At 41.9% G+C, this 13,546-nt stretch carries 12 protein-coding genes and 1 pseudogene; 11 read left to right on the top strand and 2 right to left on the bottom strand.

Features of this window, described 5'->3' with window-relative positions:
- Window positions 1–945 precede the first annotated feature (945 nt).
- From alaS to EKM82_RS06420, 7 genes are all read left to right on the top strand, one after another.
- Window positions 946–3,591, top strand: coding sequence for an alanine--tRNA ligase (gene alaS / locus EKM82_RS06450; RefSeq protein ID WP_125767483.1), 2,646 nt, complete (start codon window positions 946–948; stop codon window positions 3,589–3,591).
- A 69-nt stretch (window positions 3,592–3,660) separates the two neighbouring features.
- Complete coding sequence (locus tag EKM82_RS06445; protein ID WP_125651024.1) at window positions 3,661–3,918, top strand: IreB family regulatory phosphoprotein; 258 nt, start codon at window positions 3,661–3,663, stop codon at window positions 3,916–3,918.
- Window position 3,919: 1 nt separating this feature from the next.
- Window positions 3,920–4,354: a Holliday junction resolvase RuvX gene (gene ruvX / locus EKM82_RS06440; protein ID WP_125767482.1), complete on the top strand. Its 435-nt coding sequence runs from the start codon at window positions 3,920–3,922 to the stop codon at window positions 4,352–4,354.
- Window positions 4,355–4,362: 8 nt separating this feature from the next.
- Window positions 4,363–4,689, top strand: coding sequence for a DUF1292 domain-containing protein (locus EKM82_RS06435; RefSeq protein WP_125651028.1), 327 nt, complete (start codon window positions 4,363–4,365; stop codon window positions 4,687–4,689).
- A 1,030-nt stretch (window positions 4,690–5,719) separates the two neighbouring features.
- Window positions 5,720–5,959, top strand: coding sequence for a cell division protein ZapA (gene zapA, locus EKM82_RS06430; RefSeq protein ID WP_164508149.1), 240 nt, complete (start codon window positions 5,720–5,722; stop codon window positions 5,957–5,959).
- Window positions 5,960–5,988: 29 nt separating this feature from the next.
- Window positions 5,989–6,531, top strand: coding sequence for a CvpA family protein (locus EKM82_RS06425; RefSeq protein WP_125767480.1), 543 nt, complete (start codon window positions 5,989–5,991; stop codon window positions 6,529–6,531).
- A 117-nt stretch (window positions 6,532–6,648) separates the two neighbouring features.
- Window positions 6,649–9,003, top strand: coding sequence for an endonuclease MutS2 (locus EKM82_RS06420; RefSeq protein WP_125767479.1), 2,355 nt, complete (start codon window positions 6,649–6,651; stop codon window positions 9,001–9,003).
- 62 nt (window positions 9,004–9,065) lie between these two features.
- On the opposite strand, the gene EKM82_RS06415 is transcribed toward EKM82_RS06420, so the two are convergent.
- Window positions 9,066–9,602 (bottom strand): DUF4352 domain-containing protein, encoded by a 537-nt coding sequence (locus EKM82_RS06415; RefSeq protein ID WP_125767478.1) that lies wholly within the window; start codon window positions 9,600–9,602, stop codon window positions 9,066–9,068.
- Between the two features lie 406 nt (window positions 9,603–10,008).
- On the opposite strand from EKM82_RS06415, the gene trxA reads away from it, so the two are divergent.
- Window positions 10,009–10,317: a thioredoxin gene (gene trxA, locus EKM82_RS06410; protein ID WP_125767477.1), complete on the top strand. Its 309-nt coding sequence runs from the start codon at window positions 10,009–10,011 to the stop codon at window positions 10,315–10,317.
- A 59-nt stretch (window positions 10,318–10,376) separates the two neighbouring features.
- Here trxA and EKM82_RS06405 read toward each other — a convergent pair whose 3' ends face one another.
- Window positions 10,377–10,865, bottom strand: coding sequence for a DUF2507 domain-containing protein (locus tag EKM82_RS06405; RefSeq protein ID WP_125767476.1), 489 nt, complete (start codon window positions 10,863–10,865; stop codon window positions 10,377–10,379).
- Window positions 10,866–11,237: 372 nt separating this feature from the next.
- On the opposite strand from EKM82_RS06405, the gene EKM82_RS11420 reads away from it, so the two are divergent.
- From EKM82_RS11420 to EKM82_RS06390, 3 genes and pseudogenes are all read left to right on the top strand, one after another.
- Window positions 11,238–11,387: a hypothetical protein gene (locus EKM82_RS11420; protein WP_164508148.1), complete on the top strand. Its 150-nt coding sequence runs from the start codon at window positions 11,238–11,240 to the stop codon at window positions 11,385–11,387.
- A gap of 83 nt (window positions 11,388–11,470) precedes the next feature.
- Window positions 11,471–12,903, top strand: a pseudogene (racE, locus tag EKM82_RS11800) (glutamate racemase).
- Window positions 12,900–13,418, top strand: a complete 519-nt coding sequence (locus EKM82_RS06390) for a metallophosphoesterase (RefSeq protein ID WP_125767473.1) — start codon at window positions 12,900–12,902, stop codon at window positions 13,416–13,418. Before racE ends, EKM82_RS06390 begins: the two are co-directional and overlap by 4 nt.
- Window positions 13,419–13,546 lie beyond the last annotated feature (128 nt).

Below are 13,546 nucleotides of genomic sequence, written 5' to 3'. Positions count from 1 at the left end.
AAGCGCCAAGGATAATTTGGCGGCTGACAACCCGGCGGCCTCCACTACGTTTTGATTTTATTGAGATCATTTAAAATTTGGTTGATATCAAGACAATACTAGTGAAGTAAGCTGTCAATCGCTTAGCCACCACCTGATGAAACTAACAAAACTGATCATCACTATTTGGTCGAACCAGATTGTGATAATACAAAACGGTGTGACGATCTCTACTGAGAAGTGAGTTGTCACATCGTTTTTTGGTGCCGTTCGGCTATTATTACTGACTGAATTGAGTTACACAATCCCACTATAATTGCCCTAAACGCTGACAAATGTGAAGCGTACTACCTCAGCTCTAGACGGAATGGAGGGATCTTGGCGTCAGCCGCGAAATTATCGTTGGTGCTTTAGCATTTACGATAAGCCTCGAATTTGAGATTTTCGCAGAAAAGCTCAAATCGATGGCCGCCGCGTTCCACGCCAAGCAGCCCGGAATGCAGTCAGAACCAGTTCTGTTTTAACGCCATTATCAAGTTTTAGCGGTTTTGACTTTTAACCTTTAATTGGCTTCAACCGATGCCGGTAGCGTTCCACAACCAGCAAGCCCGGAATGGAGTCAGAACCAGTTCTGCTTGAACACCTTCACTGGCCTTTAATGGTTTTACGCCTTGCTAGACAATACCTGCAGTAACAAAAAAGCTTCCATTTGACAGGGTTCGGCTAGTTCACTATAATTAGGGAGGCTTAAGATATGCCAACGTGTGGCGACTGCTCAGCGAGAGATTGGTGGTGCGAAATCTCCAGTTAACACGATTGGTGCTCCCTAAGTGGTAATTGAATACGTTCTTTTAATGAAGAGGTTAACGATGAACATCGTTGCAAACAAGGTGGTACCGCGCATAAGCGTCCTTGATGGCAACGGTGTTTTTATATTATTTTAAGAATCAAGAAGGAGTTTTACTGATGAAAGAATTATCCAGTGCCGAATTTCGGCAAATGTTTTTAGACTTTTTTAAGTCAAAAGGTCACGATGTTGAACCTAGTGCATCGTTAGTTCCTCATGATGATCCAACTTTATTGTGGATCAACTCAGGGGTAGCCACTTTGAAGAAGTATTTTGATGGTACCGTGATTCCCAAGAATCCTCGAATTACCAATGCCCAAAAGAGTATTCGGACCAATGATATTGAGAATGTTGGTAAAACGGCACGTCATCAAACGTTCTTCGAAATGTTGGGGAATTTCTCAGTTGGTGATTACTTTAAAGAAGACGCCATTCCTTGGGCTTGGGAATTCTTAACATCACCTAAATGGCTAGATTTGGATCCAGAAAAATTGTATGTCACTGTTTATCCTAAAGATACTGAAGCTCATCGTATTTGGCATGAAGTGGTTGGCTTGCCTGAAGACCACATTATTAAAGTTGAAGATAACTTCTGGGATATTGGTGAAGGTCCTAGTGGCCCAGACTCAGAAATTTTCTACGATCGTGGTCAAAAGTTCAATAATGTTGCTGAAGATGATCCCGAAAATTATCCTGGCGGCGAAAATGAACGTTATTTGGAACTTTGGAACATTGTTTTCTCTGAATTTAACCATTTAGCTGATGGCCGTTACGTTGAACAACCTCATAAGAATATTGATACGGGGATGGGTCTCGAACGTGTTGTTTCAGTCTTGCAGAATGCCCCAACTAACTTTGAAACTGATTTATTCATGCCGATTATTCATCGCACGGAAGAAATCAGTGGCCAAGTGAAATATGGCGATTCTGAAAAAACCGATGTAGCTTTTAAAATTATTGCTGATCATGCCCGGGCCGTTAGTTTCGCCATTGGTGACGGCGCTTTACCTTCCAATGAAGGCCGTGGTTATGTCTTGCGGCGTTTGATTCGCCGGGCAGTGCTGAATGGTCGTCGTTTAGGAATCGACAAGCCATTCTTGTATGAACTCGTAACAGTTGTCGGCAAAATCATGAACAGCTATTATCCTGAAGTTGAAGAACAAGAAGGCTTCATTGCCAAAGTCATTAAGTCCGAAGAAGTGCGGTTCAGTGCTACTTTGACTGATGGCTTAGCATTATTAAATCAATTAATTGCTACCCAAAAGGCTGCTAACAAAACTGTGATCGATGGTCGCGATGCCTTCAAATTGTTCGATACTTTTGGCTTCCCAATTGAATTAACCGTTGAGTACGCTGATGAAGAAGGATTAACCGTTAATCAGGCTGAATTTGATGAAGCAATGGCTGAACAAAAGAATCGGGCCCGGGCTGCTCGTGGTGATTTACAGTCAATGGGTTCTCAAAATGAAACCTTAATGGCCTTGAAAGAACCTAGTGAATTTGTGGGCTATGACAATCTCACTATTCCTGATGCAAAATTAGTCGTGGCTTTGCAAGATGGTCAAGAAGTGAAGACTTTGACTAGTGGCACCGCTGAATTAATTTTCGATCGGACACCATTTTATGCCGAAATGGGTGGCCAAGTTGCTGACTGGGGAACAATCGAAGATGCTGATGGCAATCTTTTAGCCAAAGTAACTGATGTTCAACATGCACCAAATGGTCAAAACCTGCATACGGTTGAAGTAGTGGCTGATTTAACTGTGGGTCAATCATATCAGTTAGCTGTTGCTGAATTACGGCGGCGTAAAGTTCGGCGTAATCATACGGCCACTCATTTATTAGATCAAGCTTTGCGCGATGTTTTAGGCGAACATACACATCAAGCTGGGTCATTAGTTGAACCTGACTATTTACGGTTTGATTTCACGAACCTTGGTCAAGTTACCGCGGCCCAATTAGCTGAAGTTGAACAAATAGTTAACGAGAAGATCTGGGCAGAATTACCGGTCACAACTGTAGAAACTGATTTGGAATCAGCTAAGAAGCTAGGTGCAATTGCGTTATTCAGTGAAAAATATGGTGATCGCGTTCGGGTTGTTAAGGCTGGCGATTATTCAATGGAGCTTTGCGGTGGCACTCATGTTAAGAACACGGCTGAATTAGGCTTGTTGAAGATTACTTCTGAGTCAGCAATTGGTGCTGGTGTACGGCGGATTGAAGCTGTCACGTCTAAAGAAGCTTATCAATATTTGAACGACCATGATCAAATGTTGCAAGATGTGGCTGCTGATTTGAAAGTGAAGCAATTAAAAGAATTGCCTAACAAGATCAGTCGGTTACAACAAGATCTGAAAGATGCACAACGTGACTTACAGAATATTAAAGCTAAAATGGCTCAAGAAGAAGCTCAAGACAAGTTACAAGTCGTGACAGCTGGCCATTATCAATTAGCCACGGCTCTGATTCCGAACGTGTCTATGAATGAATTGCGGCAATTAGCTGATAATTGGCGTAATCAAAGTCAAGATGACGTGTTAGTTTTAGGCACGGCCCAAGGTGCTAAAGTGAACTTGTTAGTCGCGGTTGCAAAAGCGGCAGTTGCTAAGGGCATTAAAGCCGGCGTGATCATCAAGCAAATCGCTCCAGTTATTGGTGGTGGCGGTGGTGGCCGTCCTGATATGGCCCAGGCTGGTGGTAAAGAAGCTGATAAATTACCACAAGCTTTACAAGCAGCTCAAGAATTTTTAGCAAAACAAGATTAAGTATCAATAACAATCATTGTATTTTCAAGCGATTTCAGGTATGATTTTGTTTAGAGTGAGGTGACAGTCATGAGTGAATTGGATAAGACAATGTCCTTTTCTTTTAATGAAAATGAATCAAAAAATGTGAAAGATACCTTAGAAAGTGTTTATCAAGCCCTCGAAGAAAAGGGATATAATCCGATCAATCAAATCGTCGGTTATTTGCTTTCCGGTGATCCAGCTTACATTCCTCGCCATAATGATGCGCGTAATTTGATTCTGAAGCATGAACGTGACGAGATCATTGAAGAATTGGTACGTAAATATTTGAATAAGGAACGATAAGATGCGCTTAATGGGACTAGACGTTGGCTCGAAAACAGTCGGCGTAGCAATTAGTGATGAATTAGGTTGGACCGCTCAAGGCGTGGAGATTATTGCGATTGATGAAGCCAACGAGAACTTCGGCATGAAACGGCTGAAGAAGTTGGTTGAGGAATATCGAGTCACCGGTTTTGTGTTAGGTTTGCCGAAAAATATGAATAATACTAGTGGCCCCAGAGTTGCTCGTAGTCGTGCCTATGGTGATCGCGTGGCCCATAAATTTGGGTTACCAGTTGACTATGAAGATGAACGTTTGACCACCGTTCAGGCTGAACGTGTTTTGATTGCTGGTGATGTTTCACGAAAGAAACGTAAACAAGTGATTGATAAGTTGGCCAGTGTGGTTATTTTACAAAACTATTTGGACGCTCATGGTCCTTTGACGCAACAAAAATAGGAGGATTTATGTCAGACAATCAAAATATTACTGACTTCAGTAACTTTGACGAAGATAATCGTCAAGTGACTTTAGTTGATGATCAAGGTAACGAAGAATTATATGAAGTGTTGTTCACTTTTGATTCTGAGGACTTTAATCGGTCTTACGTCTTGTTGATTCCTGCTGATGCCGCTGAAGATGAGGAAACGGATATTTATCCATTTGCTTACACACCTAATGAGAACGGTGACGCGACTGATGGCGAATTACAACCAATCGAAGATGACGCTGAATGGGATATGGTTCAAGGTGTCCTTGATGTCTTCTTAAATGACGAGAATTTAAATAATTAATTGTTGTCATTGAAGTAATAGTTTAAGATGGTTTAGAGAAAGATTCGGTGAAGAGCCGAATCTTTTTTTAATGATCATGGTACTGGTAAACCTTTGTGACGCTCCTTAGCTGAAAACGGCAGGGACCCAGCGATTTGAAGTCGATCTGGTTTTAGGCAGAATAGCGGACAACTCCGTTGCGGCGGTTGGGTTGTGGAACGCGGCCGGGATTGATTTGAGCTTATTGCTAACGCAACAATCTCAAATACAACCCTTATCCTAAGCGCTAAAGCGCCAAGGATAATTTGGCGGCTGACAACCCGGCGGCCTCCACTGCGTTTTGAGCTAGGGGTGCCCACTCAATATTTGTTTGATATCGTGGCAATACCAGTCTTACTAGATGCCGATTGCCTTGCAGCCACTGGATGAAACTAAGAAAATTAAGTACAGTACAATTTAGAAAATCATACTCTGATAGCAGCTAAGTCTGCTCAACAATTTGTTTAGCTTAAGCGAAAACTGTCCGTAAGGCTAATTTTAACTAGTATTCAGAAGTGACAATGATTGACATTTAATTGGTTTGTCCCACTAGCAGTGACTTACTCACTAACAACTGTGTAATGAACCACCTCAGCTCCAGACGGCGTGTAGGGATCTTGGCGTCGGCCGCCAAATTATTGTTAGTGCTTTAGCACTTACAATAAGACTTGTATTTGAGATTGTTGCGTAGCAATAAGCTCAAATCAACGTCGGCCGCGTTCCACGCCAAGCAGCCCGGAACAGAGTCAGACTCAATTCTGTTTTAAAACCAGTACAAATGTTTTTGGGTTTTGTTTTTGTTTGTTATTTGGAAAGAGCTGAAACGTGTTCGGGGTGCCAAATGGCTATGCCTAATTTGATAATTTGCTCGGTCGAATTCTCGCCCAATCAAATTATCGAAATTAGGCTACGCCAAAAGTGCGTCGCCCCTCACACTCTAATCTGATTTGGTGGAATGTCTGTTTAGTGATAAAATGTAATAGAGTTTATAGAAATGGTGATTGAGTGGACTATGACGAAGCAGAATCGGGCCTATAAGGCCATCATTAATCATCGTGAGTATCAGATTGTTGGTCCAGGGTCAGTTGATTTTTTGGATCGCGTGACGGCTCAGGTGAGTCAGCAATTAAAAGAAATTAAGCAACATGATCAACTTTTGAGTAGCGAGGATGCGGCAATTTTGTTGGCTTTTAATTTAACAGCCAAGCAAGTTGCTCATGAAGAACTCAAGCAAAAACGTCGCAAGAAATAATGCGATAGACTAATTTCAACGAGGAAAATATGCTAAGTTTTTTAATTATTTTGATTTTTGCCTATAATTTATACGTTGGGGCGCGACGGGGAATTTTGCTGGAAGGTGCCTATACCATTGGTTTTCTCCTGACATTGATTTTTGCCAGGATTTTTTATCTAGGCCTGAGCAGTAAGTTGACCTTGCTGATTCCTTATCCATCAGCTTCATTAGATAGCCATTTTGCCTTCTTCTCGACAGAGGTTGGGCTTGGTTTGGATACTGCTTTTTATCGGGGCTGTGCATTTATGATTATTTTACTGTTAGGTTGGCTCCTGACTCATTTCGTTATGATTTTCTTGAATAATTTGGCTTATTACCCAATTGATCGGCATGTTAGTTTGGCTGGTGGCATTTTTTTGGCCTTCGTCAATACTTATATTGCGTTATTTTTCTTACTTTATTTAACGGCTTTAATTCCCGTAACTGGCATTCAAAGTATGTTAAGTAATTCTTGGATTGCAACTTTAATCGTGCGTTATACACCATTTTTGACTCATTGGGCGACGCAAATTTGGATCGTGGCTGCGTAATTTTGTCAATTGAATTCATTGTTAGCACTGACTGCCATTAACACCGCGGTTGGTGCTAGCACTGTTTAGTGAACCTTTAGCAATGAAATAGATTAGAAGAATTGTGGTGACAATTAAATGAATGAACGTGTATTAAGAATACTCGAGTTTAACAAAATTAAACAACAAATTCGGCCGTTTCTCCGCACGGAGATGGGCGAACAAACGCTGAATGGTCTGGCGCCTAGTCATGATGCCAAAACGGTGCAATTATGGTTAGACCAAACTAAAGATGGCGCTGATATCTTGCGTTTAAAGGGCGGCTTACCCATTGCGCAATTAATTAATTTGGATGCGCCAGTTCGGCGACTGGAAATCGGTGCCAGTTTAAATGGCCAGGAGTTGGCCGCGATTAGTCGCAGTTTGCAAGCGACGAATGCCGTGATCAATTTCTTCCGTGATTTAGATGAAGATATTGAATTAAGAGCTTTACCAGCATTGGCAGCTAATTTAGTCAGTCTGCCTACACAAAGCCAATTGTTGCGGCGTTCGTTAGAATCAGACGGCACCGTTTTGGATACCGCTTCAGGCCGTTTGCAGGATTTGCGCAAAACAATGCACGGTCAAGAAAGCCAAATTCGGGCGCGAATGGATGGCTACACGCGTGGTAGTCAGGCAAAATATTTAAGTGAGCCAATCGTGACGATTCGTGATGAACGTTATGTTATTCCTGTTCGTTCTGAATATCGCAGCCAGTTCGGCGGGATTATCCATGATCAAAGTGCTAGTGGGCAAACAGTTTACGTTGAACCACAAAGTGTTTTGGAAATGAATAATAAATTGCGTCAAGTTCAATTAGCTGAGAAGCAAGAAATTGAACGCATTTTGGCGGAATTATCAGCTGAATTAGCCCCTTATACCAACGAATTAAAAAGCAATGAATATCTTTTAGGGCAATTTGATTTCATTGATGCGAAAGCACACTATGCTGCCCAATTGCGAGCAACTGAGCCCTTGATTGACTCAGAAAATCACGTTAATTTGTTGCAAGCGCGGCATCCACTTTTAAATGCGAAGAAAGTTGTTAGTAATGATATTGCCATTGGCGCTGATTACAAGACAATTGTGGTCACCGGTCCTAATACTGGTGGTAAAACAATTACTTTGAAGACCCTGGGCTTGATTCAGTTAATGGCACAATCAGGCTTGTTTATTCCAGCTCGGGAAGAAAGTCGCGTTGGTATTTTCCGCGAAGTCTTCGCTGATATTGGTGATGAACAATCGATTGAACAGAACTTGAGTACTTTCTCCGCCCACATGGAAAATATTATTGGTATGCTTGATCAAGTAAATGATCAGGATCTGGTCTTGCTCGATGAATTAGGTGCCGGGACTGACCCACAAGAAGGGGCTAGTTTAGCCATTGCTATTTTGGATTATCTTGGTGGTACTGGTGCTTATGTTGTGGCGTCAACCCATTATCCGGAATTGAAAGTCTATGGTTATGAACGACCAGATACAATTAATGCCAGTATGGAATTTGATGTGAATACGCTAAAGCCAACTTATCGGCTGTTAATTGGGGTTCCGGGCCGTTCTAACGCCTTTGACATTTCACGGCGACTAGGAATGCCTGATGCCATTGTTGAAGCAGCTAAGGGCCTAATGAACGGCGCTAGCCAAGATTTAAATAATATGATCAGTAGTTTGGAACAGCAACGTAAACAAACTGAGCAAACTGATCAAGATTTGCAAGAGGAATTACAGGCTGCCACCAAGTTACATCAAGAACTGGATTCAGCTTGGCAAGAATTTAATCAGACGAAAGAGCAACGCTTAGCAGCGGCCCAAGATAAGGCCAATGATTTAGTCGATCAAGCCCAGAAAAAAGCCGCCGAAATTATCGATGAATTGCGACAATTACGGCTCCAAGGTGGCTCTGGTATTAAAGAAGACAAGCTGATCGCTGCTAAAAGTCAGTTGAATAGTTTACATCAAGATCATAATTTAAAGAAAAATCGGGTTTTACAAAAAGCTAAACGGCAACAAGAGATTCAAGTTGGTGATGATGTCCGGGTGCTTTCCTATGGCCAAGTTGGGGTCGTCACTCAGAAATTTAATGCCCATGAGTTTGAAGTCCAAATGGGGATTATTAAAATGAAATTGCCAGAACGCGAATTAGAGAAACTTAAACCCAAACAATCAGAACCAAGTCGGCAAGTCGTCACGGTTCGTGGTAGTGATCATCATGTCGCTACGCAATTGGACTTGCGCGGCCAACGTTATGAGGAAGCTTTGGCTAACCTCGATCGTTACATTGACTCCGCATTACTAGCTGGCTATGAGTCCGTTACAATTGTTCATGGGAAAGGGACGGGTGCAATTCGCCAAGGTGTTCAAGATTATTTGAAACAGAATCGGCGGGTTAAACGTTTTGAGTATGCACCGGCTTCGGCTGGTGGTAACGGCGCCACGATTGTTTTCTTTAAGTAAATGAAAATTAAAAAAAAGACAGTTCAATTAGCCAGACGCTAATTAACTGTCTTTTTTGGTAATTATTGTAGATTAACTTTAAATTTACCAGGCTTAGCTAAGCTGAAAGTTGGCGCGAATTGTAGTTCGAAATTACCAAGGTTTTCCGTACCAAAATGATGATAAGCATCGATCGATTTTCCGACTGCAATTGTGTCCAGTGTTTGCCCACTGGCATAGCTATGTAACTTCTTGCCGTCAGGGCCATAAATATTAATGTCTGAACCAACTAGCAGTTCTTTATCAGTGTTATTTTTAACTGTATACTTAACTAAAATAACATTCTTAGGTTGCGTGTCGTCAAACAGGTTGCGCTCATCACTTTTATTGAGCGAATTCAAGGTGTAGGTAACTTTGTCGACCGTGATTGAATCGCCGATTTTTCCAAATTCTTTCTTGACGGGCTTTTTTTTTGCCATCAGCGTTGATTTAGGTTGCGAGCTGTCGGCGCTTTTTTTCGGCCTTTGACTATTCCAGGCCCCAGCAATAATAAAAGCGAGTATTAATAACCAAAGCCAAAGTTGTTGATAAATTGGCTTCTTCTTTTGCGGTTGCTTCATTTTTCTCCTCCGTTAGCAGTCATTAACTGAATTTTCCACATCAAGTAAAGGCAGCAGCAAAAATTATACGATAAGTGGGCCGAAAAAATAAGCTCAGCGAAGCGCCTTTTCTCCTGAATTTAAGCCGAAAAAAGTTTTAGCAGCTGGTTTTGTACGCCGTTAGTTACGATTAGGTCAGGGCGGTGCTGCTCAAAATCGACGTGATTAAGTCAGCAAGTCTAATAAGTGCGACAAGGCAATCTAATGGTAGCCATTTTCATTGATCGCTGGTTAGTGTTTTTTCAGTTGTTGCTAATAACGTTTAATTTCCAATGAAATAATAAGGTTATTATTAGTAAGCAAAAAGATTGCTTTTCTGCATCAGGCTGATTATCATTATAAAGTAGTCATGAATGGAGGCAATCAAATGGTAAAAGCAATTACTGATAAAACTTTCGCGCAAGAAACTGATCATGGTGTTGTTTTAACTGACTTCTGGGCAACTTGGTGTGGTCCATGTCGGATGCAATCACCTGTGGTCGAGGCTTTGGAGAACGAAGACAAGACAGTTAAATTTACGAAGATGGATGTGGATGAAAACCCACAAACACCTCAATCATTTGGAATTATGGCAATTCCAACTTTGATCATCAAAAAAGACGGCGAAGTTGTTGATAAATTAGTTGGCTATCACAGCAAAGAGCAACTTCAAGAAACATTGGCTAAATACAAATAAGCATTTAAAAAAAGGGCCACTCAACTTCGCAGTTGAGTGACTCTTTTTTAATTTCGTGGTTATTCGGTCGTTGTTGGGTCTTGAAATTTTAGAAAATCGGTCACCTTATCATCAGTTGGATCGTGGGGATCGGTTTTCAAAGTGAAATTAATCTGTTGATGACGTTTATCGACTTCATAAGCCGCCTCGGTTAAGAAACCTAATTGCTGCTGTAATGACTGCGCCAAAAAGCCGCCCTCTAAATTAAACCCAGTATTCTTAGGATTGGCTAAACGTTGCTCAACAATCGCGCCAGTTAACTTCAAAGTGGTCGTGGCTTTCTTCTGTTGGGTCAATTCTAAACGACCCCAATTAACGACGGTAAAGAATTGTTGTAGGTCAGACCAAGTACCTAAAGGAAAGCGGCGGGCAATCTCTTTACCTAACCAGTAAGTTAAGTCAGCAGTGTCTTGACCTAGTAATAAAGGTAAAACAATTTCCCGACTGAATTCATTTTGAAAAGCAGTTGGATCTTTAACAAGTTGTTGTTGTAATTGTTCCCAGTTCATTGTTCATCCTCCAAGCTATCCACTATTATACTGGTTTTATGGCGGTCTGACAAAGGAAACTATTGAACTATTTGGTAAGATTGTTAGAAGAAAGTTTTCGAATGAATCGTAACTAACTTGGCCGCTCCTTAGTTGAGAGCGGCAGGGGCCCAGCGATTTAGAGGGTATCAAGTCTTCCCTAATTTGATGAGGTGGTGGTAACAAAATAGCGTGACAATCTCTACTGAAGAATAGAACTGTCGCACCGATTTTTTGCTACTGTTCAACTATTAATACTGATTGAATTGAATCACTTAATCATGCTATCACAGCCTTAAACACTAACAAAGATGAAGTGCACCAACTCAGCTCCAGACGGAATGGAGGGCGTGGTTGTCAGCCGCCAAATTGTTCTTAGTGGCTGTGCCACTTAGAACAAGGCTTGTATTTGAGATTGTTGCGCTAGCAATAAGCTCAAATCAATGCCGGCCGCGTTCCACAACCAGCAAGCCCGCAATGGCGTCGGACCCAATTCTGTTTTGACAGGGATTTTTACAGGGTGCCACTTGAAATTAGTCGCTAAAAAAGCGACAATATAGTTTAATTCAAGATTTGAAGGGATAATTATGGCAAAGCAACCAATTGGTTTTTTAGATTCAGGTGTGGGTGGTTTAACTGTTGTCAAAGAAGCACTGCGGCAGTTGCCCCAAGAAGATATTGTATTTATTGGTGATCAAGCGCGTTTGCCTTATGGACCACGGCCAGCTAGTCAGGTGCAGGAATTTACTTGGCAATTGACCAACTTTTTATTAAAGAAGCAGATTAAAATGCTGGTGTTTGCTTGTAACACGGCCACAGCTGAGGCCTTAGAGGTGATCAAACCACATTTACAAATTCCCGTTGTCGGCGTGATTTTACCAGGGACGCGGGCAGCAATTAAGGCCACGCAAAATGGTCAGATTGGGGTCATCGCCACAGAAGGCACGATTGCCTCCAATGCTTATGAGAAAGCAATCAAATTACGGGACCCTGATCTGGATGTGGTGAGCTTGGCCGCACCGAAATTTGTACCGCTTGTGGAAAGTAATCAGTATCAAGGCGAGTTAGCTCGCAAAATTGTGGCTGAAACATTGGCACCATTGAAACAAACTCAAATTGATACGTTGATCCTTGGTTGTACGCACTATCCATTGTTGCGGCCCTTAATTCAAGATTTTATGGGACCAAAAGTCACTTTAATTGATTCTGGCGCTGAAGCTGTGTCAGAAGTGTCGGTTTTATTGGATTACTTTGAAATTGCGAACCATCATCTCGAAGGACCGCGACAAACCTCGTTTTATACCACGGCTTCACCAGAAATGTTCGATCAAATTGCTGGGGATTGGTTAGGTCTCAATGATATCCAGGCACAACAAGTCAATGTGAAGGAGTCGAAGTAATGAAGCACGAATTAGTCATTGCCACTAATAATTTAGGTAAGGCCCGAGAATTTAAAGCGGTATTTGCGGCAGCCGGTTGGCAAATCAAAACTTTAAATGATTTCACTGATTTACCACAAGTCCGGGAAACTGGTCATACTTTTGAAGAAAACGCGCGCTTAAAAGCGGATCATTTTGCGGCCTTATTAAAACAACCGGTTTTAGCCGATGATTCTGGCTTGGAAGTAGCTTATTTACATGGTGCTCCTGGAATTCGGTCTGCCCGCTATGCTGGTGATCATAATGATGCTGCCAACAATGCCCGGCTTTTAGCTGAACTTGGTGGCCTACCACCAGAGCAACGGACTGCCAATTTCCATACCACCTTGGTTTTGGCCTGGCCAGAGCGACCAACTGCTGATTTAGTGATTTCTGGTGATGTTCTGGGACAAATTCTCAGTGTGCCACGCGGGGATGATGGGTTTGGTTATGATCCATTGTTCTATTTACCAGAATTAGCGAAGACTTTTGCAGAAATGAATCCCGCAGAGAAAAATCGATACAGTCATCGTGGCGCTGCTATTAAGAACTTATTACCCGTTTGGCAGCAATGGTGGCAAGAACAGGAGCAGGTAAAATGAAGTTTCTAGTGGTCAGTGATAATCACGGCGATCAAAAAATTCTTGAAAAATTAGTTCACCACTATCAAAACAATGTTGACGCATTGATCCATTGTGGTGATTCTGAGTTGGCTTATGATGCGGATTTACGCAGCAAGTTTTTAATTGTTGGTGGTAATATGGACTTTGATCAACAATTTCCGGCTAGTTTAACTGAGAAGATTGGTGACGAGACCGTTTTTATTGCGCACGGTCATCGTCTGGGCATTAATTATGATTTGACGAAAATGCAGTTGGCGGCCCAAGAAGCTGGCGCCACCTTAGCTTTTTATGGTCACAGTCATCAATTGGCCTGTGAAATGGCGGCGGGCTGTTTGTTTTTAAATCCTGGTTCAATTAGCCAACCTCGAGGTCACTGGGCCGTTTTAGGTGGCACCTATGCCATTGTGACTACCACACCTGAAAACATCAAGGTACAGTACTATACGCGCGATTTAACGCCAGTCAGTGACTTAGCCTTTGAATTCAAACGTTAATTAATTGAATGAGCTTAGTGAGCACTGATTTCTTTAGCGGAAGTCAGCGCTTTTTTTATGGGGAAAATTAGTTGAAAGTCATGAATCACTAAAATTAGCCGTTAAAATGATTGCAATGAATTGAGCAA

Source organism: Lapidilactobacillus wuchangensis (genome assembly GCF_003946645.1).
In the GTDB taxonomy this organism is placed as follows: domain Bacteria; phylum Bacillota; class Bacilli; order Lactobacillales; family Lactobacillaceae; genus Lapidilactobacillus; species Lapidilactobacillus wuchangensis.
The sequence above is the reverse complement of the archived record's forward strand: the minus strand, read 5'-3'. Positions and strand labels throughout refer to the sequence as shown.